Consider the following 25,563-nt stretch of genomic DNA (forward strand, 5'->3'; position numbering starts at 1 on the left):
GGCCGTCGCCAGGGTGTCAGCGCTGAGGGCTCAAGTTTTCGGCTTGTCGCCCGTCAGCAGCGGCAGGCTGCCTTCGCTCTGGTCGCCCAGCAGGCCGGCGGCGCTGTAGATGCCCAGCTTCTGGCGCGTGTCGGCGATGTCGAGGTTGCGCATCGTGAGCTGGCCGATGCGGTCGACCGGCTGGAAGGCGCCTTCCACCTTCTCCATCGAGAGCCGCTCGGGCGCGTAGGTGAGGTTGGGGCTCACGGTGTTCATGATGGAGTAGTCGTTGCCGCGCCGCAGCTCCAGCGTGACCTCGCCGGTGATGGCCTTGGCGATCCAGCGCTGGGCGCTCTCGCGCAGCATCATGGCCTGCGAGTCGAACCAGCGGCCCTGGTACAGCAGGCGGCCGAGCTTGCGGCCGTTGGTGCGGTACTGCTCGATGGTGTCTTCGTTGTGGATGCCGGTCACCAGGCGTTCGTAGGCGATGTGCAGAAGCGCCATGCCCGGGCCTTCGTACACGCCGCGGCTCTTGGCTTCGATGATGCGGTTCTCGATTTGGTCGCTCATGCCCAAGCCATGGCGGCCGCCGATCTTGTTGGCTTCTTCGAACAGCGCGACGGCGCTGCCGAAGCGCACGCCGTTGATCGACACCGGGCGGCCTTCCTCGAAGGCGACCGACACGCGCTCGGCCTTGACCACGACATCGTCTTTCCAGAAGGCCACGCCCATGATCGGGTTGACGATGTGCATGCCCTTGTCGAGGAACTCCAGGTCCTTCGCTTCGTGCGTGGCACCCAGCATGTTGGAGTCGGTGGAGTAGGCCTTCTCCACGCTCATCTTGTAGTCGAAGCCGTTGGCGATGAGGAACTCGCTCATCTCCTTGCGGCCGCCGAGTTCGTCGATGAAGGTCTGGTCGAGCCAGGGCTTGTAGATGCGCAGGGCCGGGTTGGCGAGCAGGCCGTAGCGGTAGAAGCGCTCGATGTCGTTGCCCTTGTAGGTGCTGCCGTCGCCCCAGATGTGGACGTTGTCTTCCTTCATCGCCACCACGAGCGCGGTGCCGGTGACGGCGCGGCCGAGCGGGGTGGTGTTGAAGTAGGTCGCGCCACCGGTGCTGATGTGGAAGGCGCCGGCCTGGATGGCGGCGATGCCTTCGGCGACGAGTTGCGAGCGGCAGTCGACCAGGCGGGCGATGTCGGCGCCATACGCCTTGGCCTTGCGCGGGATGTCCTCGTAGTCGGTCTCGTCGGGCTGGCCGAGGTTGGCGGTGTAGGCGCAGGGCGTGGCGCCCTTCTTGCGCATCCAGTGCACGGCGGCGCTGGTGTCGAGGCCGCCCGAGAAGGCGATGCCGACACGTTCGCCGGCGGGGAGTTTCTGGAGGATGGTGGCGGCCACGGGGTACTCGCTGGTGGGCTTGGGGGAGCCGGCGATTTTAGGCCGGGCGGGGTACGCCGGCCGGCACACCCGGAAGCGGCTCGGCCAGCAGCGCCGCGACACGCGCCTTCAGCAGCGCGGGCGACACCTCGGCCGCCGGCACCGGCGGGCCGGCCAGCAGGCCCACGCGGCTGCAGAAGCCGCGGCGGAAGGGCTGGGTCATCGCATGGCCGCCGATGCGCGAGAAGAAGGAACCCCACAGGTTCTGCAGCGCCATCGGCACCACGGGCACCGGGTGGGTCTCGAGGATCTTCATGATGCCGCCCTTGAACTCACCCAACTGGCCGTCGCGGGTGATCGCCCCCTCGGGGAAGATGCAGAGCAGGTCGCCGTTGTCGAGCACCTGGCGGGCGCGCACGAAGGCCTGCTCGTAGGTGGCGGGGTCTTCCTTCTGCGACGCGATCGGGATCGCCTTCGCCAGCCTGAACATCCAGCCGAGCACCGGGATCTGGAAGATGCGGTGGTCCATGATGAAGGCGATGGGGCGTGGGCTTGCCGCCATCAAAAGCACCGCGTCGACGAAGCTCACGTGGTTGCAGACGAGGATGGCCGGGCCTTCGGTCGGGATGTGCTCGTCGCCCTTCACGCGGAAGCGGTAGGCCAGGCGCGTGGCGAGAAAGGCCACGAAGCGCAGCAGGTACTCCGGCACCAGCATGAAGATGTAGAACGCGACCACCGCGTTGAGCAGGCCGACGATGAGGAAGACCTGCGGGATGGTGAACTTGAGCGCCAGCAGCGCGCCCACCATCACCGAACTGACGATCATGAACAGTGCGTTCAGGATGTTGTTGGCCGCGATGATGCGGGCGCGGTGCGTCGGCTTGGAGCGCAGCTGGATCAGCGCGTACATGGGCACGCTGTAGATGCCGGCGAAGAGCGACAGCAGCAGCAGGTCGGCCATCACCCGCCAGTGGGCCGGCTGAGCGACGAACGCGGCCACGGTCTGCGGCGCGCTCGGCGGCAGGCCACGCGAGGCGAAGTAGAGGTCGATCGCGAACACGCTCATGCCGATCGCCCCCAGCGGCACCAGGCCGATCTCCACATGGCGGCGCGACAGCATCTCGCACATCAGCGAGCCGATGCCGATGCCCACCGAGAACACGACGAGCAGCATCGAGGCCACGTGCTCGTCGCCGTGCAGCACCTCCTTCGCGAACGACGGGAATTGCGCGAGGAACACCGCGCCGAAGAACCACATCCACGAGATGCCCAGCAGCGAGCGGAAGACGGCCACGTTCTCGTGCGCGAGCCTGAGGTTGCGCCAGGTCTCGGTGAACGGGTTCCAGTTGATCTTGAGGCCCGGGTCGGTGGCGGGCGTGGGCGGCACGGCCTGGGCCAGCACACGGCCGAGCACGGCGAGGCCGACGCAGGTCCAGGCGATGTAGGTCGGCCCGACCTGCGGCACGGCGACAAGCAGCCCGCCCACCACGTTGCCGATCAGGATGGCGACGAAGGTGCCCATCTCCACCATGCCGTTGCCGCCGGTCAACTCGCGCTCGTTGAGGTGCTGCGGCATGTAGGCGAACTTCACCGGACCGAAGAGCGTGGAGTGCAGCCCCATCAGGAACACGCACGCAAGCAGCACCGGGATGTTGACCGTCATGAAGCCCCAGGCCGCTATTGCCATCACGACGATCTCGAACCACTTCACGAAGCGGATCATGGCCGTCTTGTCGTGCTTGTCCGTCAGCTGGCCGCTGGTCGCTGAAAACAAGAGGAAGGGCAGGATGAACAGCGCCCCGATCACCAGGCCCGCCAGCGATGCCGGCAGCCAGCTCACCTGGATCTGGTAGGTCACCATCACGGTGAGCGCGAACTTGAACAGGTTGTCGTTGCCCGCGCCGAGGAACTGCGTCCAGAAGAAGGGCGCGAAGCGGCGCTGCTGGAGCAGCGCGAACTGGTTGGGGTGGTCGTGGTGGCTGCTCAAGAAAACTCCCTCCGTTGTCTTATTCGACTTGCGCTTCGAAGCCCGCCGGCAGGCGGTATTGCGCGCGTTTGGCATCGAAGCTCAGCACGTGCGTGGCCGACACCGGCTCACCGCGGAAGTGGCCGAGGCTCGTGATGCGCAGCGGGTAGGCTGCCACGCCTTCGCGCACCTCGACCTTCAGTCGGCGCGAGAAGTCGCTGCACACCGCCGGCGTGGCGTGGGCGCACTCGTGCGTGCCGGTGTTGCGCACGGTCGAGGTGACGTCGAGCGCCACCTGGAAGCCCGTCTCGCGCGGCACGTACAGGCGCGTGCCGCCGAGCAGGTAGCCCTGGCTCACCGAGGTCTCGCTGATCTCGAAGCCATAGAGGCTCGGCCCCAGCTGCAGCACGCTCACCTCGCCCGGCTGGCCCATCCGGCCGCTTTCCAGGCCGAGCTTCTGCGCGACGGGCTGCCAGCCCTCGGCGTCGCGCTTGAGCAGGTAGAGATCGATGCGGCCCGGGTCGTTGGAGGCCGACTCGCGGGCGCTGCGGGTGCACATCGCCAGCAGACGGTGCGGCTCGCCGCGCAGCCTGACGTCCTTCGATGCGCAGACGTCTTTCACGCGGGCGAGCGGGGCGTCGGTGCGTGCCGGGCGGGCCATCAGCGCGGCGGCGCCGAGAACGAGCGCCGACGTGGTGACGGCGATGAAGAGAGGGGAGCGGACAACAGACATGGGGGGCGATTGTGCAGGCGTGTCCCGCGGCTCAGCGTATGACTTGCACGGGGTTTCCCATGCCAGTTCTCGTGAGCCACGTGAAGACCGAGTCGACGGTGACCGTCTCGATGCGGTCACGGAAGCGCTTCTCATCCGGGTGGTCGTCGAAGGCCACGTTGGCAGCCGTCACGCGCGCGCCGAGTCGCTTGAAGGCCGACAGGCGCAGCGTCGTCGGCTGGTAGCCCTCGCGCTGCAGCCAGATCTGGGAGCGCTCGCGCGTGGTGGCGCCCGGGTCCATCGCCATGGCGAGCGTTTCCACCGCCCACTGGTTCGACTGCTGGTAACGCTGCGCCCACGGGTACGCGACCATGTTGTAGCGCGGGGTGTGCAGGTGCGCGAGCTGCTGGTTGTCCTTCAGCGCCGGCAGCAGGCGGGCCTGCACGTCGGGGCGCAGCACCACCACGCCGGCCTGGTAGTCGTGCAGGTCGTCCAGGAAGAACTCGCCGAGGCCCTGGCGGTAGACGGCGGCGTGGGCCGTGCCGCACTGGTTGAGCTTGTGGGCCACGCGCCATCTGGCCCCGTCGCGGTAGGCCAGTCCCAGGTGCGAGTAGCGCAGGCCGTACTCGCTGAGGTCCTGCCCCGCGCGGGCCAGCACCACCACCTGCGCGCCGGTCGCGTCGAGCGTGCGGGCGGTGCGCTCGGCGAGGACCATGGCGCGCTCGATGTTGCGCGCCTCGGGCGGCTTGGGCTCGCAGGCGCGGCCCGCGTGGGCCAGCGGTGCGACGGCCAGCAGCAGGGCGGCCGCCCAGGTGCGCTTCATCGTGTCACCCGTTCGTTGTAGAGCAGCGCGGCGCCGATCTCGTTGGGGATGTAGGCGATCGCACGGCCCGCGGCCGAGAGCACCCAGCCGGCGCTGAAGGCGCTGACCGTCACCACCGTGCCGACGCCGATCGACAGCGCCGCCGCACCCTGCGTGCTGAGCGTGATGCTGGCGCGCGCGCCGTCGGACGCGCGTTCCAGGATGCACACGACGCCGGTGGCCGAGGCTTCGACGGCGACGACGGTGAGCATCGCGCCCGCCGAGAGGAACATCGCCGGCGCGGCGACCGACACCGCGATGGGCAGCATCGACAAGGCGCTCGCGTCCGATGCGTTGGGACCGTGGGCGCGCGCCGGGGCGCTGACAGCCAGCGCGGCCGAGAGCATCAGGGGCAGGACGAGTCGTTTCATGGCCGCCCTCCTCATTCCGCCTGGCCGCGCATCGCCATGCCGTCGCGGCGGGCCTGGGCGATCAGCACGTCGTGCGCGTCGCGCAGCGTCTTGGCGAGCGTGAACACGCTCGAGATCAGGAACAGCCAGCACACGCCGAGGTAGGCCTTGTAGGTCGGGTTGATCTCCATGCGGTACAGGCCCCAGCCGGTGAGCGCCATTGCGAGCGCGAAGCCGCCCCAGACCACCAGGCCCCACATCGGCGTGTCGATGCGCCGGCCTTCGTTGTCGCGCACGTACTTGGCGAGTGCGAAGGCGGTGGACAGGCAGAACACGTAGCCCATCACCATGAACGCGCGGTCGAGGTCGGCGCCGGGCAGGTAGGCCAGGCCGGTGCCGCACAGCGTGGCGGCGACGCCGAACGAGACCCACACCTGGAGCTTCCAGGCCTTGGTGTCTTGGCGGGGGACGGTGGGGGTGTGCATGAAATCCTCGGGTGGTTGAACACGGGGCGGATGATCTGCACGCGGCCGGTCGAGCTCAAGCGTTCCAGGAGAGGTTGCGATTGGCCGGCTGGCTGGTATCGTTTGCCGATACTTTCAGGGGGTCCCCGATGAGCACAACACAGGACCTCGTCACCGCGCTCAAGGCCGAGCTCAAGGCCGCCGGCATCACCTACGCCGAGCTGGCCGAGCACCTGGAGATGTCGGAGTCGAGCATCAAGCGCATCTTTGCGAAGGCCGACATGCCGCTCTCACGCATCGACGACGTGCTGCGCGTGCTGAAGATGGATTTCGCCGAGCTCGCCCGCAAGGTCGCCGATGCCCAGCCGCTGCGCCGCGAGCTCACGCTCGAGCAGGAAAAGGCGGTCGTCGCCGATCGGCGCCTGCTGCTGATGGCCATCTGCTGCATGAGCCAGTGGACCTACGAGCAGGTGATCGCCACCTACACCTTCACCGAAGCCGAGTGCGTGAAGTACCTGACCCAGCTCGACCGGATCGGCATCATCGAGCTGCGGCCGCTCAACCGCTACCGCCTGCAGCTGGCCAAGACCTTCCGCTGGCGGCCGCACGGGCCGGTGATGGCCTTCTTCCGCGAGCACGTCGTCGACGACTACTTCAGCGGCGGCTTCGATGGCGAAGGCGAGATGCTGATGCTGGTGCACGGCCAGGTGGGCCGCAGCCTCGCGGCCACCTTCATCGAACGCCTGCAGCGGGTGGGACAGGACTTCGCGCAGCAGCACCTGGCCGACCAGCGCCTGCCGCCCGACCAGAAGCGGCCCTACACCTTGGTGGTCGGCATGAGGTCGTGGCTGTTTGCCGCGTTCCGCGACCTGAAGCGCGACGACACGCCGCTGCTGCCTTCGATGCGCACGGCCGAAGGCGGGTAGAAGCTGACCCTGCCGCTCGTGTAGAAGAACGTCGGCGAGGCGCCGTAGGCCTGCGACCAGATCTTCGAGAAGTGCGCCGAGTCGGTGAAGCCGGCGGCGGCGGCGATCTGCGTGAAGTTCAGGCCCGAGCCGAGCAGGCGTGCGGCGGCGCGGATCTTGAGCGACTGCGAATACTTGCGCAACGGCAGCCCCATCTCCTGCGTGAAGAGGTGCGACAGGCGGTCGCGCGACAGGTGCACCGCCGTCGCCAACTCGGCGACGCCCAGGCTGTGGTCGTCTTCGAGCAGGTCGATCACGCGCTGGATGCGGGCGTCGAGCAGCGGCGGGCGGGGCAGCAGCTCCTGCGCGATGTCGAAGAGCCGCTGGAACAGCAGCCGGCAGGCGCGCGCACTCATCATCCCCTGGTTGAACACGTCGAGCGAGCTCGCCGTCGCAGAAAAGGCCTCGGGCGGCAGCACCAGGAAGCCGGGCTCGGGCAGGAAGGCGAAGGCACGGTAGAGCGGGTGGTTGGTCGACGCGTCGACACACGCAAACGGCACTCCGCACGCCCGCAGCCGCTTGGCGGCGAAGGGCCGCACCGCCACCGCGCGCGCACGCTGCACCTGGCCCGCGGCTTCGATCTCGAAGCCCGCGTCGGTGAGGGACAGCAGCAGGCTCGCGCTGTGGCGCGAGCTCTTCGATTCGGTGCCGCTGCTGGTGTAGAGAAACCCGTCCTTGAAGAGACGGGTGCGCCCCACGGGTGCCGGGGCGGAGGGGCGCGAGCCGGTCAGGCGGTGTTCCACGGTGGCCTCCTGAATGCAGAGGATGGGTGGCGGCGGGGTGCTGGGCGCGTCAGGGCGTGACGAAGCTCTTCAGCCAGTCGATCGTCGGGCCCAGCGCCCAGGGCTCGGTGCCGTACTGGTAGTTGGCGTCGACCTGGGCGCCACCGCACTGGTTGGTCGGGTCGCTGCTGCCGTAGCCCATGAAGCAGTGGTCGGCGTAGCCGTCACGCACCTGGCTGTCGCGCACCACGTACCAGCCGGAGCCGTTGGCCTGCAGGCAGTTCTGCGTGCCGCTCGCGCACACCGCACCGGTGACTCGCTGGCCGGAGGCGCCGGCACTGGCGACCGTGCCGCCGACAAAGAGGTCTTGCTGGCCGTTGATGATGCGCAGGCGGTTGCCGGGCTGCGTGTGCCGGCCGTCGGACATGCAGCTGCTGAGGCTGTAGACGCTGTAGGCGGTGCCGGTGCCCTGGCCCATCGAGGCGCGGATGCGGCTGTCGTAGTTCTTCGACAGCACCGAGATGATCGACCCCTGGCTCAGGCCGCCGGTCACGATGCCCTTGGAGCAGTCGGCCTTGGCGCGGGCGCACAGCTTGGCAATGGCGCTGTTGCTGTTGTTCGGGTTGAAGATGCAGCGCGCGCGCGAGCCGATGGTCGAGCAGGTGCCGAAGCTGCCGTTGTCGTATTCGATCGAGGCGGCCACGAAGCCCTTGGCGGCGGCGGCCTGCACGGCGGCGTTGGCCCAGTTGCTGGTGTAGCTCTCGCCCGTGCCGCCGATGTGAACGTAGACGGGGAACCGGCCCGAGGCCGAGGGCTCGGCGCCACTGATGCGGTAGGAGCTCCCGCACAGCGAGCTGCTGCCGCCGCGGTAGGTGGCGGTGAAGGTGGTGGTCTGGGCGGCGGCCCAGGTCGAGGCGGCGGTGAGCACGAGCGCGAGGCCCGCGCGGATCAGGCTGCGAGAGGAAAGCTTCTTCAAAGGGGTCTCCGTTCTGTCGGTCTTTGTTTGAAATGCACGACCGTGCAGAAGAGATTGTTCCGCCTGGCAGGAGGCGCAACCTTGTACCGAGTTGTTCACTTCGTGCTGGGCAGGCCGGGGTTTTCCCCGGCTCGGGCCAAGCCCCTCAGGGCGACGTGGTCAGCGGGGACAGGCGCGCAGGGTGACGTTGAACTGCGCCCACGCGCCGGGCTCGCTGGTGGCCTCGATGCGGCCGCCCATGCGCTCGATCAACTGGCGGCTGATGGCCAGGCCGATGCCCGTGCCTTCGCCGTGGCTCGCGTTGCGGCCGAGGCGGTTGAAGGGTTCGTACAGCCGCTCGAGCTGCTGCGGCGTCATGCCGATGCCGATGTTCCAGACCGAGAGCGTGACGTGGCCGTCGGCCGTCTCGCGCGCACTCACGCGCACGCGGCCCTGGTCGTGCCCGTACTTGACGGCGTTGGAGAGCAGGTTGAGCACGCACTGGCGCAGCCGCAGCGGGTCGGCCTGCACGCGTGGCAGCCCGGGCGGGAGGTCGCATTCGGCGCTGATCGAGCGCGCATCGATCTGCGCGCGCACCATCGCCAGGCTGTCGTCGACGAGGTGGGCCAAGTCGACCGCTTCCTGCTGCAGCTCGACCGCGCCGAGCTCGATGCGGCTCAGGTCCATCAGGTCGGTGATGAGGCCTAGCAGGTGTTGGCCGGCGCGCTCGATGTGCACGACGCGCTCTTTCTGCTGCGGCGTGAGCGGCGTCTGCTCGTCGAGCTGCAGCAGCTGCGAAAAGCCGATCACCGCGTTGAGCGGCGTGCGCAGCTCGTGGCTCACGCGGCCGAGGAACTGCGACTTCATCGCGCTCGCCTGCTCGGCTGCCTGCGCCTGCGCGAGCGCGTGCTGCGCGGCCTTGAGCGGGGAGATGTCGACGAAGGTGCCGACGATGCGGCGCACCAGGCCGTCGGAGCCGCGCTCGGCGATGCGGCCTTGGGCGAGCAGCCAGATCCAGTCGCCGGCGCTGTCGTCTTCGCCGCGGCGGATGCGGAACTCGTCGCTGTAGGGGGCCGCGGTGGGGTCTTTCAGGTAGCGGGCGAAACGCGCGGCGGCGGCGGCCAGGTCGTCGGGGTGGCAGCGCTCCTCGAAGGCCTGCACCGTCACCGGACCGAAAGCCTGGCGCGTGGTGCCCAGCACTTCGGCCCAGCGGCCGCCGAGCACCAGGCTGCCGGTCACGAGATCGCGCTCCCACAGCGCCACGCGGCCGGCGTTGATGGCGGTGGCGAGCCACTCGCGCGAGTGCTGCAGCTTGCCGATCATCTGCTCGCGCTCGGCCTGCAGGGCCACTTCGGCGCTGACGTCCATCACGTGCACCAGGCGCGCGGGGCGGCCCCGGTAGGTGAGGCTGTGGCCGCTCACCCGCACGTGGAAGACGGTGCCGTCCTTGCTGCGATGCCGCCACACGCCGGGGATCGCGACGCTGGGCTTCAGGCGCACCTCACGCGTCATCTCGTGCATGGCCGGCACGTCCTCGGGAGGGCGGATGTCGGCCAGCGTCATCTGCAGCAGCTCGTGCTGCGTGTAGCCGTAGCGGCGCAGCATTGCTTCGTTGGCGACCAGGAAGCCGAGCGTCTCCACGTCGTAGACGAACATGGGGTGCGGGCTCAGGGTGAAGAGCTGCTCGTAGTCGGTGCCTGCGGGGCGCAGCGTGCTGTCGCTGTCGGCCGCCGCGGGCGAGGGCCGGCGCCGCCACACCAGGGCCGCCAGCACGGCCAGCGTCGCACCGGCCAGGGCGTAGAGCGGGGCGTCGGCGCTCACAGCACGCCGCGTTCGCGCAGGCGGGCTTCCTGCTCGGGCGTGATGCCGATCTCGCGCAGGATGGCGCTTGTGTCTTCGCCGAGCGTCGGGGCGCGCCGTGTGATGCGCCCCGGCGTGGCCGAGAGCTTGGGCACGATGCCCGGCACCTCGACGGTGAGGCCGTCGGCCGAGGTCACCTTCTCGACCATGCCGCGGGCGCGGTAGTGCGGGTCTTCGGCGATGTCGCGCGCGGTGTAGAGGCGGCCGGCGGGCACTTGCGCGGCGTTGAGGGCGCTGAGCACGTCGGTGACCGTGCGCGTCTGCGTCCACGCGCCGATGGTGGCGTCGATCTCGTCGACGCGTTTCACCCGCGCCGCATTGCCGACGAGCGAGGGGTCCTCGGCCCAGTCGTGGCGGCCGATGGTGCGCATGAGGCGGGTGAAGATGCTGTCGCCGTTGCCGGCCACCAGCACCCAACCGTCGGTGCAGGGGTAGGCGTTGCTCGGCGCGATGCCGGGCAAGGCGGAGCCGGCCGCCTCACGCACGGTGCCGAAGGCGCTGTACTCGGGCAACAGGCTTTCCATGCAGTTGAAGACGGCTTCATAGAGCGCCACATCGACCACCTGCCCCTTGCCCGACGCCTGGCGGTGGTGCAGCGCCATCAGGATGCCGATCACCCCGTGCAGCGAGGCCAGCGTGTCGCCGATGCTCACGCCCACGCGCACCGGCACGCGGCCCGGCTCGCCGGTGAGGTAGCGCAGGCCGCCCATCGCCTCGGCCACGACGCCGAAGCCCGGCCGGTCCTTGTAAGGGCCGGTCTGCCCGTAGCCGCTGATGCGCAGCATGATGAGCTTGGGATTCAGGGCACTCAGCTCTTCGTACGACAGTCCCCAGGCCTCCATCACGCCGGGCTTGAAGTTCTCGATCAGCACGTCGCACTCGGCGGCGAGGGTCTTCACGATCGCGCGCGCCTCGGGCTGCTTCAGGTCGAGCACCAGGCTCTTCTTGTTGCGCGACTGCACCTGCCACCAGACGCTGGTGCCGTTGTGCAGCAGGCGCCACTGGCGCAGCGGGTCACCGCTGCCGGGTGGCTCGATCTTGATGACCTCGGCGCCGAAGTCGGCGAGCGTCTTGGCGGCAAAGGGGCCGGCGATGAGCTGGCCCATCTCGAGCACCTTGAGGCCGGCGAGGGGGCCGGTGGATGTCGCGTCGGAAGGCATGGTCACGGTGATCGGAAGCTCAGGCGGCCCGCTGTTCTATCAAATAGTTCGCCCCGTCGTACTGGCCCAGCACCTCCACCAGCCACGGCATCAGCGCCTGCATCTCGTCGTGCAGCGTGTACGGCGGGTTGAGGATGAACATGCCGCTGCCGGCCAGGCCGAAGCCCTGCTGGTCGAGCTGCTGCACCGTGAGCCGCACGTGGAGGAAGCCCTTCGGCGCCAGCGCTTCGAGCCGGCGCGGCAGCTGCGCGGCTTCGAGCTTGGTCACCTGCGGGTACCAGACCATGTACACGCCCTCGGCGAAACGCGTGAGTGCGTCGCGCAACGAGGCGATGACACGGCCATAGTCGTGGTGGCCTTCGTAGCTCGGGTCCATCAGCACCGCGCCGCGGCGCGAAGGCGGCGGCAGCGTGCCCTTGAGGCCGTCGAAACCATCGGCGTTGTGGATCTGCACGCCCTTGGTGTCGCCGAGGTAGGACGCGAGGATGCGGTGGTCGGTGTTGTGCAGCTCGAAGAGGCGAAGCTGGTCCTGCGGGCGCAGCAGCATCTGCGCGAAGGCCGGCGAGCCGGGGTACTGCGTGAGCTTGCCGTCGGGGTTGAACTGGCGCACGCCGTCGACGTAGTCGGCGACCAGCTCGGGCAGATCATCCCGGTCCCACAGGCGGGCGATGCCCTCGACATATTCGTTCTTCTTTTGCGCGTACTGGCCTTCGAGCGAGTAGCCGCCCGCGCCGGCGTGGGTGTCCACCAGGCGGTACGGCTTCTCCTTCTGGTTGAGGTAGCGCAGCACGCGCGTGAAGACGATGTGCTTGAGCACGTCGGCGTGGTTGCCCGCATGGAAGGCGTGTCGGTAGGCGAGCATGGTGGTTCAGGCTGGGGTGGACGCCGCATTGTCGGCTTGTTGGTCGGCCTCATCGAGGGCGGCGAACTGCGCGACCAGCTCGTCGAGCAGGCGCCGCACGCGCAGCGGCAGGTGGCGCTGCGCAGGCACGATGGCATGCAGCGGGTAGCGCAGGCCCTGCCACTGCGGCAGCACTTCGACCAGGCGGCCCGCGCGCAGGTCGGCCAGCACGTCGAGGCGGGCCTTCTGCGTGATGCCCAGGCCCTGCACCGCCCATTCGCGCACCAGGCCGCCGTCGTCGGCGCGGCGATTGCCGTTCACCTTCACCGTGAATTCGGCCCCTTCGCGCTGGAACACCCACTGCGTGTGCGGCCGCTCGGCGCGGTGCAGCGCGAGGCAGTTGTGCTGGGCCAGGTCGCGCGGGTGCTGCGGCATGCCGTGGCGGGCCAGGTAGGCCGGTGATGCGACGAGCGTCGAGCGCGTCACGTGCAGGCGGCGTGCGACGAGGCTGGAGTCGTGCAGCTCGCCGTAGCGCACGGCGATGTCGACACGGTCGCGCAGGAGGTCCTGGCGCACGTCGCTCACCTGCAGGGCGATGCGCAGGCCGGGGTGGCGCGCGAGGATGTCGTCGAGCATGGGGCTCAGCACCTGGCGGCCGAGGTCGGCGGGCGCGGCGAGGTGGACCTCGCCTTCGAGCGTCTCGCGCTGGGCGCCAAGCAGGGAGCGGGCGTCGTCGAGCACGCCCAGGGCACGCTCGGCGTGTTCGCGCAGCAGCTCCCCTTCGGGCGTGAGGCGCATCGAGCGGGTGGAGCGCTCGACCAGGCGCACCGCAAGCGCCGCTTCCAGCCGCTTGAGGGCGGCGCTGGCCGCGGCGGGCGTCAGCTGCAACTGGCGCGCCGCCGCGCTCAAGGTGCCGGCGTTGGCCAGGCGCACGAAGAGCTGCAGTTGCGACAGCTGGAGGTCGGGCGGTAGGTTCATCTTCAAAAACGAGTTGAAGCTGATTGTGATTCGAGATGGATTATCAAACCCGACCCACGGTCCTACAGTGCCGCCAGCTCATATCCCTTTTTGTCGGAGTCGCCATGAAAGCCGTTGCCTACCGCCAGTCCCTGCCCATCGACCATGCCGAGTCGCTGCTCGACGTGACCCTCCCCGAGCCGACGCCCGGCCCGCGCGACTTGCTGGTCGAGGTGAAGGCCATCTCGGTCAACCCGGTCGACACCAAGGTGCGCAAGCGCGCCGCGCCCACGGCGGGCGAGGTGAAGGTGCTGGGCTGGGACGCGGCCGGCGTGGTGAAGGCCGTCGGCCCGCAGGTCACGCTCTTCAAGCCGGGCGACAAGGTCTGGTACGCCGGCGACATCACCCGCCCGGGCAGCAACGCCGAGCTGCAGTGCGTGGACGAGCGCATCGTCGGCCACCTGCCCAAGAGCCTGTCGTTCGCGCAAGGGGCGGCCTTGCCGCTGACGGCGATCACCGCCTGGGAGGTGCTGTTCGACCGGCTCGAGATCGATCTCGACACGCGAGGCGCGCTGTTGATCATTGGCGCGGCCGGCGGGGTCGGGTCCATCATGACCCAGCTCGCACGGCAGCTCACCGGGCTCACGGTGATCGGCACCGCCTCGCGGCCCGAGACGCAGTCGTGGGTGAAGGAGCTGGGCGCCCACCAGGTGATCGACCACACCAAGCCGCTCACCGAAGAGCTCGCGCGCATCGGCGTGCCGGCCGTGACGCACGTGGCCAGCCTCACACAGACGCACCTGCACTACGCCGAGATCGTGAAGGCGCTGGCTCCGCAGGGGCGACTCAGCCTGATCGACGACCCCGCCCAGCCGCTGGACGTGATGCTGCTCAAGGGCAAGAGCCTCTCGCTGCGCTGGGAGTCGATGTTCACCCGCTCGATGTTCCAGACACCCGACATGCAAGCCCAGCACGACCTGCTGGAGCGTGTGGCGCAATTGGTCGACGACGGTCAGGTGCGCACCACGCTCGCCGAGCACTTCGGTTCCATCAACGCGGCCAACCTCAAGCGCGCCCACGCCTTCATCGAAAGCGGCACGGCGCGCGGCAAGGTGGTGCTCGAAGGGTTCTGAAGCCCCGGACCTCAGAGCTTGTTGCGGTGCAGCCGGGAGAGAAACAGCTCCCGGATGCCCACTTCCCGCGGGCCGGGGATGAGCTCGAAGCTCTGGCCCGCCTGCAGCGTGCCCGGCACGCGCACCGCGAGGTAGAAGCCGCACCAGCCGTTCTGTCCCATCAGCTTCGTCGCCTGGTTGAAGCCCATCGCGTGGTTGAACTTGAAGCAGGGGAAGCGCGGCTCGCTGATGGCCAGTTCGCAGTCGGGAAAACGCAGCACGTCACCCACGCAGGCCTGGTTTTCCAGCAGGCCGCTGATGGTGAGGTTCTCCCCGATCGACCCATGCGGCAGGGCCTCGTCCCACAGCGCCACCTTGGCCTGGGCCCGCACGGTCTGCCAGAAGAGGTAGTGCTCGACGGGGTAGGCGTAGACCGCCTTCGACAGCCCGCCGTGCACGCTCAGGTCGGCCTGTTCGTCGCCCTCGAGGCCGAGCGGCTTGGCGGTCACGGCATGCGCCACGGGCCGTTTGCCGATGCCGGTCATGACCCGGCGGCCGGCGATCTCAACCTCGCGAGCCAGGCTCACGTTGACGCTGAGCAGGGCGCCCACGTCAGCGCGACGCCGCTTTCCAGCCGCGCACGCTGGCCGCCACGCGCGCACCCTGCGGGCCGCCGACCCATTGGCCGAAGAGCTTGGCCGCCGGGTGGTTGACGCGGAAGGAGCGCATCACGTGCACCTCGGTCGCGAGGCGGGCGTCGCCCTCCACCATCAGCGCAAACGGCTTGCGCGCCTTGGCCAGCCACACACCGCGCTCGACGAGGGTGTAGGCGTTTTCGGCCAGGGCCTGGTCCAGCGGGCTGCCCTTGGCTTCGACGAACCAGGGCGCGGCAGGCGCCACCTTGGCCGCACGCCACAGTGCCAGGCTGGCGAGCTGCGCGCCGCAACCGGCCGGGGCGCCGATGAACCGGGCCTTCGCCTCGGCGATGCGGGCCAGCGCGGCGGCCACGTCACGTTCGCCGGCAATGCCGACAGGGTCCTTGGCTTTCTTGCCGGTGCCCTCCATCGGGCCGACGAGCACGAAATCACCCGCCGCCAGCCGGCGCCGGTCGTGGGCGAGGCCTTTCTTTTCGAGGGCGGCTTCCAGTTCCGGCGCGTTGGTCATCGAGGCATCGAGCTCGCCGCGTTCCAGCGACTCGAGCAGCTCGGCGCTCCGGCCGGGCACCAGCTGCACGGCCACGCCGGTGTCGCGCCCGAAGGCCTTCTGAAACTGGGGTGCCAGCCCTGATTCGATGAGGGCCTGTTCCGCCCCCAGGCGCATCGGGTCGCTGAGCGACTTGCGTTGCACCGCGTGCACGGCGGGCACGCCCGCAGACGCGAGCGCGGCCAGAACCAGTCGGCGAGACGTTGTCATGGCTGGCATCTTAAAAGCCAGTCGCCTGCGAAGTAACTGCACGCATGTTCGATGCTGCGGAACAAATTCACATGCCGGCTGCATGGCGCTATGCAAAGTTTGCATGGCCCCCTGCGACCCGGTGGTTACCGCAGGATTACATTCACATGACAATCATTTCGCGACCCTCTCCACCCTGGGGTCGCACGTCGATTGCTCCGCCAACAGCGGATGCCCAAGCGGCATGGGGCGAGCCCCCGGCACCGTACTTTTCCGGTGCATGAGATTCGCCCGATCCCGCTTTTTCAACTTTGAAGATTGGACCCACGATGAACCGACCCGTCATGGAAGGCTTGCGCCTGAACGTTCCGGCCTATGTGAAGCACGCCCGTCTCGTGGCGTGGGTGGCCGAGATCGCTGCGCTGACGCAGGCGAAGGATGTCTACTGGTGCGACGGCAGCAAGGAAGAGTACGACCGTCTGTGCGCCCAGCTCGTGGCGGCTGGTACCTTCAAGAAACTCAACCCCGAGCTTCGCCCCAATAGTTACCTCGCGGTAACGAGCCCGAGCGACGTGGCGCGCGTCGAAGACCGCACCTTCATCTGCACCGACAAGAAGGAAGACGCCGGCCCCACCAACAACTGGATGGCCCCGGCCGAGATGCGCGAACTGCTGCAGACCGGCGAGAAGGCCTTGTTCAAGGGCGCCATGAAGGGCCGCACGCTCTACGTCGTGCCGTTCAGCATGGGCCCGCTGGGCTCGCCGATCGCGCACATCGGCGTCGAGCTGTCCGACAGCCCCTACGTGGCCGTCAACATGAAGATCATGACCCGCATGGGCCGCGCCGTGCTCGACGTGCTCGGCGAAGACGGCCACTTCGTGCCTTGCGTGCACACCGTGGGGGCGCCGCTCGAGCCTGGCCAGAAGGATGTGGCCTGGCCCAACAGCGACACCAAGTACATCGTCCACTACCCCGCCACGCAGGAAATTTGGTCCTACGGCTCGGGCTACGGCGGCAATGCGCTGCTGGGCAAGAAGTGCTTCGCGCTGCGCATCGCCTCGACCATGGGCCGCGCCCAGGGCTGGCTGGCCGAGCACATGCTCATCCTCGGCGTCACCTCGCCGCAGGGCAAGAAGTACCACGTCGCGGCCGCCTTCCCCAGCGCCTGCGGCAAGACCAATTTCGCGATGCTGATTCCGCCGGCCGCGTTCAACGGCTGGAAGGTCACCACCATCGGTGACGACATCGCCTGGGTCAAGCCGCAAGCCGACGGCACGCTGCGCGCCATCAACCCGGAGGCCGGCTACTTCGGCGTGGCCCCCGGCACCAACATGCAGACCAACCCGAACTGCATGAAGTCGCTGAACCGCGACGTGATCTTCACCAATGTGGCACTGACCGACGACGGCGACGTCTGGTGGGAAGGCATGGGCGACGCCCCGGCCCACTGCATCGACTGGCAAGGCAAGGACTGGACGCCGCAGATCGCCAAGGAAACCGGCGCCAAGGCCGCGCACCCGAACGCCCGCTTCACCGTCGCCGCCACCAACAACCCCGCGCTCGACAGCGAGTGGGACAACCCCGCGGGCGTGAAGATCGACGCCTTCATCTTCGGTGGCCGCCGGTCGACCACCGTGCCGCTCGTCACCGAGGCGCGCGACTGGACCGAAGGCGTCTACATGGCCGCCACGATGGGCTCCGAGACCACCGCCGCGGCCTTCGGCCAGCAAGGCGTGGTGCGCCGCGACCCGTTCGCCATGCTGCCCTTCATGGGCTACAACATGAGCGACTACTTCCAGCACTGGCTCGACCTCGGCGCCAAGCTCGAAGCGCAAGGCGCCAAGCTGCCCAAGATCTTCTGCGTCAACTGGTTCCGCAAGGGCGCCGACGGCAAGTTCATCTGGCCGGGCTACGGCGAGAACATGCGCGTGCTCAAGTGGGTGCTGGACCGTGTCGAAGGCACGGGCCAGGGCGTCGAGAACCTGTTCGGCACCACCCCGCGTTACGAAGACATCAACTGGACCGGCCTCGATTTCACCAAGGCCCAGTACGAGCAGGTCACCAACATCAACAAGGCCGACTGGCAGACCGAATTCGGCCTGCACGCCGAGTTGTTCAAGCAGCTGGCCTACCACCTGCCGGCCGAGTTGACCGCCACCAAGGCCAAGCTCGAAGCCCGCCTCGAAGCCTGATCGCTCAGGCTCCCCGCGAGAAGGCGCCCTCGAGGCGCCTTTTTCACGCCCGGACCCGCCAACAAAAAAGCCCGCTGACGCGGGCTTTCTCTGGGGTGCCTTGCGGCAGGGATCAGCGGTACAGCATCTCGTGGCGATCGGCCGCGGCATACAGCTCGGAAGCGAAGCGGGGGTCGCTGGCTTCGAAGCGGTGAGCCATGGCGCGCACCCGAGCCGCTTCACGCGAGGGGTAGCGCGGTGCCGGCGTGCCAGAGGGCAGCGCGTTCAGCAGGGCGGCAACCCATTCGCCGATCACAGCGGCCAAGCGAGGCGCCGTGCGGGTTTGCGGGATCTGGAGGCTGATGGTCGTCGTGGTCATGGTGTGCTCCTTCGGGGCAACTTCTGCAACTCACAAAGAGTTCGCATTGAGGTGGACTATAGGGAAACTACTAATGTCAGTCCAATCAAGAATGTGAATCCGTGATATTCACAAAGCGCATGTCGGGACAAAATCACGAACCATGAACTTCAAGACGCTCGACCTGAACCTGCTGCGCGTCTTCGACGCCGTCATGGCCGAGCGCAACCTGACCCGTGCCGCGACGCGGCTGTCGCTGACCCAGCCGGCCGTGAGCAACGCGCTTCGGCGGTTTCGAGAATCGGTAGGTGAGGAATTGCTCACTCGCGTCACGCATGGTGTCGTTCCGACGCCCTTTGCGGAAAGACTGTGGCCGCAGGTGCGCGCCGCACTCGACCAGTTGCGCGCCGCGCTCGACCCCGGTGACTTCGACCCCCGGCGCGATGCCGTGAGCTTCCGCCTAGCGATGGCCGATGCCACCGCCGCCGTGCTGTTGCCGCCGCTCATCGACCACATCGAGGCGCAGCAGGCGCTGGTCAACCTGCGCGTCGTCCCGCTCACCACCCGGGACCCGCGTGCGCTGCTCGAGCGGGGCGAGATCGACGTCGCCGTGGGCTACTTCCCCGAGGCGATCGCCGAGCTGGTCTCCCAGGGCGCACAAAGCGCGCTGCGCCACCAACGCCTGAACGAAAGCGAATATGTCTGCGTGATGCGCCGTGGCCACCCGCTCGCCGAGGGCGAGTTGACGCTCGACCGCTTCTGCGAGGCGCATCACCTGCTGGTGAGCTTCTCCGGCCGCCCGCACGGCTTTGTCGACCAAGCCCTGGCCGCGCTGAACCGCACGCGCCGCATCGTGCTGACGGTCAACCAGTTCTTCACCGCCGGCCGGGTCGTGGCGCGCAGCGACCTGCTGACGGTGCTGCCGGCGTCCTTCGTCGTTGCCACCGGCTACCAGTCGCAGCTGGTGGAGCGCCCCTTGCCGATGCCGATGGCCCGCATTCACGTCGAAACCATGTGGCACATGCGCCATGACGGCGTGACCGCCCACCAATGGTTGCGAGACCGCCTGGTGGACGCGGCACGCCCGCGGGCCGGCGCGACAATCTCCGCTCCCTCTTCTGCCCCTCTTTCCTGACATGGCCACCCACGCCGACCTCACCGACGCCGAATTTGCCGAGCTTGACGACCTGCTGCTCGCCACGCCCGAGCCCCTGCAGCCGCTCGACGGGGTGATGCTCGACGGCTTCCTCTGCGGCGTGATCGTGCAGCCGGTGCTGCTGGAGGCCGACGCCTGGTTGCCGCACGTGTTCGACTTCGATGGCCAGCCCCTGCCCGACGACGTCGACGCCGCCTGGCTCGAGCGCACCCGCACGCTGATCAAACGACGGCACGATGCGCTCAACCGTGCGCTGGCCGAAGAAGGCTGGTTCGACCCCTTCGTGCTCGAGTTCGACGAGGAGCACCCGCGTGAGCTGCCGCCGGAGGGCGAGCCCGACCCGCTGGCCGGCTTGAGCGAGGTCTCGCAGGCGCTGATGCCGTGGGTGGCGGGCTTCCAGCATGCGGCGCTGTGTTTCCCGGACCTCTCGGAGATCCCCGACGACGCGGTGATGTCGGCTCTGGCGCGCCTGTACCGCCACCTGCCGACCGAGACCGAACAAGAGAAGGAAGTCGTCGCCACCCTCGACCGCGAGCACCCGCTGCCCACGCTCGACGACGCGATCGGTGACATGGTGTCGGCCGTTGCCGACCTCTACGACCTCACCACCGACCGGCGCTACAAGGTCGAGACGGTGCGCCGCGAGGAGCCCAAGGTGGGCCGCAACGATCCCTGCCCCTGCGGCAGTGGCAAGAAGTTCAAGCAGTGCCACGGGGCCACCTGAAGCCTTGCGTTTCCAGCTCCTTTCCGACCTTCACCTCGAAACCGAGGACTTCACGCCGCAGCCCGCGCCCGGTGCGGAGATGCTGGTCCTCGGGGGCGACATCGACAGCACCTGGCAAGGCCTGTCGCACTTCCGCGACTGGCCGGTGCCGGTGCTCATGGTCGCCGGCAACCACGAGTTCGACGACCGCGACGTCGGCGCGACCTGGCCCGTGTTGCGCGCCCATTGCGAATCGCTCGGCATCCGCCTGCTCGAACGCGAAAGCCTGGTCCTGGCGGACGCGCGGGGCCGCCGCATCCGCTTCGTCTCCACCGTGCGCTGGTGCGACTTCGACGCCTTCGGCGAGTCCCGGCGCGAGAAGGCGATGCGCGCCGGCAGCTATTTCATGCACGTGCAGCGCTCGACCCAGGGCGGGCGACCGTTCGACGCGGACCTGGTGCGCGAAGAAGGCCTGGCCTGCAAGGCCTGGCTTGCTGCCGAGCTGGCCCAAGCGCCCGTCGCGTGGGACGCAACCGTGGCGCTCACCCATTTCGCCCCCAGCCTGCGCAGCGCCGACCCGCGCTACGGCCACCAGTCCGGCACGGCCAGCTTCTGCAACGCCGACGACGAGTTGCTGCCGCTGGCCGATGTGTGGATCCACGGGCACCTGCACTGCCGTCACGACTACACCGTGGTGCACCCTGATGGGCGCTCGACGCGGGTGGTCTGCAATGCCCGCGGCCATGCCCGCCGCGGCGAGGCCGAAGGCTACGACCCGTTGTTCCTGCTCGAGGTCTGAGCCCCGGCCAGGCCGTTGAAGCAGGTGGACATCAGCATCTCGATGATGCGTTCGTCGCTGTACTGGCCCCCCGCCTTCAGCAGCCCCAGCACCGGGTCGCAGGCGCGGGCGAAGAGCGTGTAGAGCACCACCTCCGGCGGCAGCGCGCGGTCGAGGTGGCCGGCTTCCTGTGCGGCGACGATCCATTCGCCGAGCCGGTCGCTCACGTCCATGAGCCGGTCGAGGTAGGGCTTGTTGCCCATCAGCGCGGCGCGCAGCGCGGAGTTCTGCGCCGGCAGCGACGGCATCTCGCCGGCGAGCTGCACCTGCATCGTCCAGCGGGCCACGGCCTTCAGCTGGTCGATCGCCGGGGCGCCGGGCGGCAGCGTCTCCATGAAGGCCTGGGCCCGCTGCAGCACGCGCACCATCGCCGCGCCGGCCAGCTCTTCCTTGGAACTGAAATGTTTGTAGAGGCTGGCCTTGGCGATGCCGACGTCGGCGGCCACCTCATCGACCGTCATGATGTCGTAGCCCTTCTCGGCCAGCAGACGGTTGACCGACGCGACGATCGCATCCTCACGCGCGCGCAGCACCTGCTCCTTGAACGACACCTTGGCCATCGGCCGATTCTAGTCAGCGCTTGTACAGCGCAGTCACGGAAGGACTTGCCTGTGCAGCAAGTTACCGCACGGTTGCTGGAAAACGTCAGCGTTGAGGCCGCCGGTCCAGTCGCTGTTGCCAGAAGCTGTCGTCGGGCTGTGCCGGTGCCTGGGCCGCCGGCTCGCCCTCCAGCGGGCCGAGGCTTGCGTCAAGTCCGAAAGCGGTGCCCATGTCCCCCGGGTCGGGGTCAGCGGTGCGCTGCGGGTGCAGCGTGGTGCCGGATCTCATCCAACGCGGAATCAGGTTCATGGTGCCCTCGCGCTTCTGTGCTTGACATCGGTGCCTTGGATGCCAGTGTGGCCCGTCGACGCCGTGCCGATGTGCCGATATGCAGGCAGCAAACCACGCTTCTTGCCCCCATGCACGAGAGGGCGTTTTCGGGCCGCTTTGTTGCAATGCAAGAAGAAGCCTCAACATGACCGGCATGCAGTTCCGCGTGTGGAGGTTGTCATGAACCGGCTGTCGATTCGAGTGCTCACCTGGCTGACCGTGGTGGCCGCGTTGGCCAGCGCGCTGTTGCTCGCCTCGGAAGACACCGACCTGCCCGAGATGGCACGCACCGGCGGGCAGGCGATTCAGCTGCGCTGAGCACGCCCAGGCGGGCCGAGCGCGGCGCGCGCACCGGCCACGAGCGCATCGCCGATGCGGTCGAGCAGCGCCACGCGCTCCGACGGCGGGGCGCCGTGGGGCCCCAGGCGCCACTGGTGCCAGTAGAGCCGCACGCTCAGCTCCACGTCGGGGCGCAGCGCGACCAGGTCACCGTTTGCCATCAGGCCGCTGACCTGCACCAGGGGCACCACGCCCACGCCCCAGCCCATCAGCGCCGCGCGCACATAGGCCTCGGACGAGGGCACGAAGCTCTCCTGCAGGCGCGGCTGCCGCACCCCGAACGCGCGTGACACCCACTGCGTCTGCATGTCGTCCTTGCGGTTGAAGACGAGGAAGGGCACCTGCGCGAAGTTGCCCCGGTCCAGCCCCTGCGGCAGCCAGCGCGCGATGAACGCCGGGCTTGCCACCGCCGTGTAGCGCATGGTGCCCAGCAGCACCACGCGGCAACCGCGCAGCGCCTCGCTCACCGTGCTCACGCAGCCGAGCACCGCCCCCTGGCGCAGCCAGTCGTGGGTGAAGTTCTGGTCGTCGACCACGAGCTCCAGCGACACCCCGGCCTGCACCACCGTGTCGAGCGCCGGCATCACCCAGGTGGCCAGGCTGTCGGCGTTGACGGCGATCGGCAGGCGCTGGCCGCTGTCCGGCCCGACGCCGAGCTCGAGGGCCACGTCGGCCCGCATCGCCTGCAGCTGGCGGGCAAAGCGCAGCAGCACCTTGCCCGCCTCGGTGAGGCGAAGCGGCCGCGAGCGCACCACGAGCAGCTGCCCCACCTGGGCCTCCAGCGTGCGCAGGCGCTGCGACACCGCCGATTGCGTGATCGACAGGCGCCGCGCCGCGCGCTCGAAATGGCCGTCGTCGGCCAGCGCGGCCAGGCAGTCGAGGGCGGCGGGGTCGAGGTCTTTCATAAGCGTCTCTGATGAATCACGAGAAATATGAATGAACCTTCACTTCGGCGCAACGCCTTCCGACAATCCGCGGCATGACGGGCACCGCATTCCTCCAGGGCTGGCTGATGACGGCCGGGCTCATCGTCGCGATCGGCGCGCAGAACGCGCTGGTGCTGCGCCAGGGCCTGCAGCGGGCGCACGTGGGGCCGGTGGTGCTGCTGTGCACGGTGTCCGACTGGTTGCTGATCGCGCTCGGCGTCTTCGGCCTGGGCACGGCGATCCAGTCGTCGCCGGCGCTCCTGCAGTTCTTCCGCTTCGGGGGCGCGGCCTTCCTGTTCGCCTACGGCCTGCGCTCGGCCCTGCAGGCCTGGCGCGGCCAGGGCCAGCTGGTGCAGGCCGGGCCGCGCGCGAGCAGCCTGGCCACCACGCTCGCCAGCACGCTCGCGCTGACCTACCTCAACCCGCACGTCTATCTCGACACCGTGGTGCTGCTCGGCAGCGTCGGGGCGCAGCACGGCGAGACCGGCCGTGTGGCCTTCGCGCTGGGTGCGGGCCTTGCTTCGCTGATGTGGTTCGTGACGCTCGGTTATGGCGCCGCCGCGGCCTCGCGCTGGTTGCAGCGGCCCTTTGTCTGGCGTGGGATCGATGCGACGGTGGCGTTGGTGATGTTCACGGTGGCGGGCCAGTTGCTCGTGGGAGGCTTGTAATGAAGGTGGTCGTGCTCGGGGCGGGGATCGTTGGCATCAGCACCGCGTGGTACCTGCTGGAGCATGGCCATGAGGTGACCGTGGTCGACCGGCAGCCCGATGCGGCGCTGGAGACGAGCTTTGCCAACGGCGCGCAGATCTCCGTCAGCTACTGCGAGCCCTGGGCGCACCCGAGTGCCCCGCTCAAGGTCATCAAGTGGCTCGCGCACGATGACTCGCCCTTGCTGTTCCGCCCGAAGCTCGACGTGCACCAGTGGCGCTGGGGCTTGAGCTTCCTCGCCAACTGCACGCACGCGGCGTTCGAGCGCAACGTGGCGCAGCTGGTGGCACTGGGACGTTACAGCCACGAATCGCTGAAAAGCCTGGTCGCGCAGACCGGCATCGAGTACGACCGGCTGGAGCGCGGCATCCTGCACTTCTTCTGCAACGAGAAGGATTTCGACGGCGTGGCGGCCGGCGCCGAGATCATGCGGCGCCACGGCGTGGACCGGCGCATCCTCTCGCGCGACGAGGTGCTGCAGGTCGAGCCGGCGCTGCGCGGCTTTGCCGAGCAGATCGTCGGCGGCACCTACACCGCCAGCGACGAGTCGGGCGACGCACGCAGCTTCACCCAACAGCTCGCGCGGCGCTGCGAGGCGCGTGGCGCACAGTTCCTGTACGGGCACGACGTCGCGGGCTTCGAGGTGGCCAGCGGCGAGCTGCAGGCGGTGCGGGTGCAGCAGCGCCACGAGTCGCGCACGCTGAAGGCCGATGCCTTCGTCGCCGCGCTCGGCAGTCATACCGCGCCTTTGCTGCGCCCGCTCGGCGTCTACCTCAACATCTATCCCGCGAAGGGCTACTCGGCGACTTTCAAGCTGCGCCATCCCGAACGGGCCAGCGTGGTGAGCATGATCGACGACACGCGCAAGATCGCCATCAGCCGCCTGGGCGACACGGTGCGTGTGGCCGGCACGGCCGAGATGGCCGGCTACGACACCGGGCTCGACTCCCCCACCGCGCAGGTGCGCTGTGCGGCGCTCGTGAAGCGCTATGAGGAGATCTTTCCCGGCGTGGCCGACACCCGCGAGCCGCACTTCTGGTCGGGCCTGCGGCCGAGCACGCCCGACAACATCCCCTACATCGGCCGCACGCGCATCGGGCGGCTGTGGGTCAATGCCGGCCACGGCACGCTCGGCTGGACGCACGGCGCCGGCTCGGGCCGCGCGCTCGCCGAGCTGATGAGCGGCAAGCGGCCGGCGCTGGCGTTCGGCTTCTGCGGCGACGACGCACATGCGCCGTGGCGCGAAGCCGCTGCGTGATCAGTAGCTGTCGCTGGACACGTACTTCTGGCCCGACGCCTTGTAGCGCTCGATCGCCCGCTTGAGGTCGGCGTACTCGGTGCAGCTCTTGTTGCAGGCGGCGTCGAGCGCCGCGAGGCGCTGCTCCGCCTTGGGCAACTCGCCCTTCATCAGGTAAAGCTCGCCGGAATATTCGAGCGTGCCGAGGTGCTTCGGGTCGATGCGCAGGGCCTGGTCGTAGAAGCGCTCCGAGCCGGCGAGGTCGGGCGTCTTTGCCTTGCGCAGGCTGTAGCCCATCAGGTTGTTCCAGTCGGCGCTGCCGGTGTCGTTGACACGCTTGAGCTCGTCGATGGCGCCGCTCCAGTTGCGGGCGGCGATCTGCGCGCGGGCGGCGGCAAGCTTGTCCTGGCTTTTGGCGGCGGGGGCGGGGGCAGGCGCAGGGCCCGTGTCGGCGGCCTGGGTGGTGGCCGACAGGGCAAGGGCGAAGAGGCCGAAGCCGACGAGGCGGGGGAGCAGGTTCATGGTCGAGTCCTTCTGGGTGGTCTGGGGTGGGGAGCCGCCGGAGATCGGCGACCTACAGACATGA

Annotated in this window: 28 protein-coding genes and 1 pseudogene; 9 read left to right on the forward strand and 20 right to left on the reverse strand. The window is 68.8% G+C overall.

Annotated elements, in window-relative coordinates:
- Positions 1-30 precede the first annotated feature (30 nt).
- The 7 genes and pseudogenes from argG to JI745_RS15790 form a co-directional block, all read right to left on the reverse strand.
- Positions 31-1,374 (reverse strand): argininosuccinate synthase, encoded by a 1,344-nt coding sequence (argG, locus tag JI745_RS15765; protein ID WP_201808699.1) that lies wholly within the window; start codon positions 1,372-1,374, stop codon positions 31-33.
- Between the two features lie 37 nt (positions 1,375-1,411).
- Positions 1,412-2,419 (reverse strand): 1-acyl-sn-glycerol-3-phosphate acyltransferase, encoded by a 1,008-nt coding sequence (locus JI745_RS26905; RefSeq protein ID WP_404932852.1) that lies wholly within the window; start codon positions 2,417-2,419, stop codon positions 1,412-1,414.
- Positions 2,396-3,415, reverse strand: a pseudogene (locus tag JI745_RS26910) (MFS transporter); the annotation flags it as partial. The pseudogene JI745_RS26910 and the gene JI745_RS26905, both read right to left, overlap by 24 nt.
- Positions 3,360-4,052 carry a hypothetical protein gene (locus JI745_RS15775; RefSeq protein WP_201808707.1) on the reverse strand — a complete coding sequence of 231 codons (693 nt, stop codon included), beginning with the start codon at positions 4,050-4,052 and terminating at the stop codon, positions 3,360-3,362. The gene JI745_RS15775 and the pseudogene JI745_RS26910, both read right to left, overlap by 56 nt.
- Positions 4,053-4,083: 31 nt before the next feature.
- Complete coding sequence (locus tag JI745_RS15780) at positions 4,084-4,854, reverse strand: DUF2145 domain-containing protein (protein ID WP_201808708.1); 771 nt, start codon at positions 4,852-4,854, stop codon at positions 4,084-4,086.
- Entirely contained in the window at positions 4,851-5,264 is a 414-nt protein-coding gene (locus JI745_RS15785; protein WP_201808709.1) for a hypothetical protein, read from the reverse strand. Before JI745_RS15785 ends, JI745_RS15780 begins: the two co-directional genes overlap by 4 nt.
- Before the next feature lie 11 nt (positions 5,265-5,275).
- Positions 5,276-5,728: a YiaA/YiaB family inner membrane protein gene (locus JI745_RS15790; RefSeq protein WP_201808710.1), complete on the reverse strand. Its 453-nt coding sequence runs from the start codon at positions 5,726-5,728 to the stop codon at positions 5,276-5,278.
- A gap of 128 nt (positions 5,729-5,856) precedes the next feature.
- Here JI745_RS15790 and JI745_RS15795 point away from each other — a divergent pair, with 128 nt between their 5' ends.
- On the forward strand, positions 5,857-6,633 hold the full coding sequence (locus JI745_RS15795) for a helix-turn-helix transcriptional regulator (protein ID WP_201808711.1): 777 nt from the start codon (positions 5,857-5,859) through the stop codon (positions 6,631-6,633).
- Here the strand turns inward: JI745_RS15795 and JI745_RS26800 are convergent.
- The 6 genes from JI745_RS26800 to JI745_RS15825 form a co-directional block, all read right to left on the reverse strand.
- Positions 6,525-7,415: a helix-turn-helix domain-containing protein gene (locus tag JI745_RS26800; protein WP_201808712.1), complete on the reverse strand. Its 891-nt coding sequence runs from the start codon at positions 7,413-7,415 to the stop codon at positions 6,525-6,527. The genes JI745_RS15795 and JI745_RS26800 overlap by 109 nt on opposite strands.
- A gap of 49 nt (positions 7,416-7,464) precedes the next feature.
- Complete coding sequence (locus JI745_RS15805; RefSeq protein WP_201808713.1) at positions 7,465-8,370, reverse strand: hypothetical protein; 906 nt, start codon at positions 8,368-8,370, stop codon at positions 7,465-7,467.
- A gap of 159 nt (positions 8,371-8,529) precedes the next feature.
- On the reverse strand, positions 8,530-10,170 hold the full coding sequence (locus tag JI745_RS15810) for an ATP-binding protein (protein ID WP_201808717.1): 1,641 nt from the start codon (positions 10,168-10,170) through the stop codon (positions 8,530-8,532).
- The gene (locus tag JI745_RS15815; RefSeq protein WP_201808719.1) at positions 10,167-11,369 is read right to left on the reverse strand and encodes a CaiB/BaiF CoA-transferase family protein; all 1,203 of its coding nucleotides are present in this window, start codon (positions 11,367-11,369) and stop codon (positions 10,167-10,169) included. The genes JI745_RS15810 and JI745_RS15815 overlap by 4 nt, the downstream gene beginning before the upstream one ends.
- Positions 11,370-11,388: 19 nt before the next feature.
- Entirely contained in the window at positions 11,389-12,231 is an 843-nt protein-coding gene (locus tag JI745_RS15820; protein ID WP_201808721.1) for a 23S rRNA (adenine(2030)-N(6))-methyltransferase RlmJ, read from the reverse strand.
- A 6-nt stretch (positions 12,232-12,237) separates the two neighbouring features.
- Positions 12,238-13,188, reverse strand: coding sequence for a LysR family transcriptional regulator (locus JI745_RS15825; protein WP_201808722.1), 951 nt, complete (start codon positions 13,186-13,188; stop codon positions 12,238-12,240).
- A gap of 104 nt (positions 13,189-13,292) precedes the next feature.
- On the opposite strand from JI745_RS15825, the gene JI745_RS15830 reads away from it, so the two are divergent.
- Complete coding sequence (locus tag JI745_RS15830; RefSeq protein WP_201808723.1) at positions 13,293-14,300, forward strand: zinc-binding alcohol dehydrogenase family protein; 1,008 nt, start codon at positions 13,293-13,295, stop codon at positions 14,298-14,300.
- Between the two features lie 11 nt (positions 14,301-14,311).
- Here the strand turns inward: JI745_RS15830 and JI745_RS15835 are convergent, their stop codons facing one another.
- Both JI745_RS15835 and JI745_RS15840 read right to left on the reverse strand, forming a co-directional pair.
- Positions 14,312-14,890 carry an MOSC domain-containing protein gene (locus JI745_RS15835; protein WP_310738652.1) on the reverse strand — a complete coding sequence of 193 codons (579 nt, stop codon included), beginning with the start codon at positions 14,888-14,890 and terminating at the stop codon, positions 14,312-14,314.
- A 1-nt stretch (position 14,891) separates the two neighbouring features.
- Positions 14,892-15,692 carry a substrate-binding domain-containing protein gene (locus tag JI745_RS15840; protein ID WP_201808725.1) on the reverse strand — a complete coding sequence of 267 codons (801 nt, stop codon included), beginning with the start codon at positions 15,690-15,692 and terminating at the stop codon, positions 14,892-14,894.
- A 308-nt stretch (positions 15,693-16,000) separates the two neighbouring features.
- On the opposite strand from JI745_RS15840, the gene JI745_RS15845 reads away from it, so the two are divergent.
- On the forward strand, positions 16,001-17,863 hold the full coding sequence (locus JI745_RS15845) for a phosphoenolpyruvate carboxykinase (GTP) (RefSeq protein ID WP_201808733.1): 1,863 nt from the start codon (positions 16,001-16,003) through the stop codon (positions 17,861-17,863).
- A 112-nt stretch (positions 17,864-17,975) separates the two neighbouring features.
- On the opposite strand, the gene JI745_RS15850 is transcribed toward JI745_RS15845, so the two are convergent.
- Entirely contained in the window at positions 17,976-18,221 is a 246-nt protein-coding gene (locus tag JI745_RS15850; protein ID WP_201812790.1) for a hypothetical protein, read from the reverse strand.
- Between the two features lie 142 nt (positions 18,222-18,363).
- Between JI745_RS15850 and JI745_RS15855 the strand changes: the two genes are divergently transcribed.
- Genes JI745_RS15855 through JI745_RS15865 form a run of 3 tightly spaced genes read left to right on the forward strand, consistent with a single transcriptional unit; the run spans position 18,364 to position 20,858 of the window.
- The gene (locus tag JI745_RS15855) at positions 18,364-19,335 is read left to right on the forward strand and encodes a LysR family transcriptional regulator (protein WP_201808741.1); all 972 of its coding nucleotides are present in this window, start codon (positions 18,364-18,366) and stop codon (positions 19,333-19,335) included.
- Between the two features lies 1 nt (position 19,336).
- Complete coding sequence (locus JI745_RS15860; RefSeq protein ID WP_201808743.1) at positions 19,337-20,080, forward strand: UPF0149 family protein; 744 nt, start codon at positions 19,337-19,339, stop codon at positions 20,078-20,080.
- A 4-nt stretch (positions 20,081-20,084) separates the two neighbouring features.
- Positions 20,085-20,858 carry a metallophosphoesterase gene (locus JI745_RS15865; protein ID WP_201808745.1) on the forward strand — a complete coding sequence of 258 codons (774 nt, stop codon included), beginning with the start codon at positions 20,085-20,087 and terminating at the stop codon, positions 20,856-20,858.
- Here the strand turns inward: JI745_RS15865 and JI745_RS15870 are convergent.
- Together JI745_RS15870 and JI745_RS15875 are read right to left on the reverse strand one after the other, a co-directional pair.
- Complete coding sequence (locus JI745_RS15870) at positions 20,828-21,457, reverse strand: TetR/AcrR family transcriptional regulator (RefSeq protein WP_201808747.1); 630 nt, start codon at positions 21,455-21,457, stop codon at positions 20,828-20,830. The genes JI745_RS15865 and JI745_RS15870 overlap by 31 nt on opposite strands.
- 85 nt (positions 21,458-21,542) lie before the next feature.
- A complete protein-coding gene (locus JI745_RS15875) occupies positions 21,543-21,746 on the reverse strand; it encodes a hypothetical protein (RefSeq protein WP_201808749.1) in 204 nt (67 codons plus the stop codon).
- A 201-nt stretch (positions 21,747-21,947) separates the two neighbouring features.
- Between JI745_RS15875 and JI745_RS15880 the strand changes: the two genes are divergently transcribed.
- Positions 21,948-22,085 (forward strand): hypothetical protein, encoded by a 138-nt coding sequence (locus JI745_RS15880; RefSeq protein ID WP_201808755.1) that lies wholly within the window; start codon positions 21,948-21,950, stop codon positions 22,083-22,085.
- Here JI745_RS15880 and JI745_RS15885 read toward each other — a convergent pair.
- Entirely contained in the window at positions 22,073-23,011 is a 939-nt protein-coding gene (locus JI745_RS15885; protein ID WP_201808758.1) for a LysR family transcriptional regulator ArgP, read from the reverse strand. The genes JI745_RS15880 and JI745_RS15885 overlap by 13 nt on opposite strands.
- Before the next feature lie 74 nt (positions 23,012-23,085).
- Here JI745_RS15885 and JI745_RS15890 point away from each other — a divergent pair, with 74 nt between their 5' ends.
- Positions 23,086-23,700 carry a LysE/ArgO family amino acid transporter gene (locus JI745_RS15890; RefSeq protein ID WP_201808760.1) on the forward strand — a complete coding sequence of 205 codons (615 nt, stop codon included), beginning with the start codon at positions 23,086-23,088 and terminating at the stop codon, positions 23,698-23,700.
- Positions 23,700-24,998 carry a D-amino acid dehydrogenase gene (locus JI745_RS15895; protein WP_201808762.1) on the forward strand — a complete coding sequence of 433 codons (1,299 nt, stop codon included), beginning with the start codon at positions 23,700-23,702 and terminating at the stop codon, positions 24,996-24,998. The genes JI745_RS15890 and JI745_RS15895 overlap by 1 nt, the downstream gene beginning before the upstream one ends.
- Here the strand turns inward: JI745_RS15895 and JI745_RS15900 are convergent, their stop codons facing one another.
- Complete coding sequence (locus JI745_RS15900; protein WP_201808764.1) at positions 24,999-25,499, reverse strand: tetratricopeptide repeat protein; 501 nt, start codon at positions 25,497-25,499, stop codon at positions 24,999-25,001.
- Between the last annotated feature and the right edge of the window lie 64 nt (positions 25,500-25,563).

This window comes from Piscinibacter sp. HJYY11, assembly GCF_016735515.1.
Classification (GTDB): Bacteria; Pseudomonadota; Gammaproteobacteria; order Burkholderiales; family Burkholderiaceae_C; genus Rhizobacter.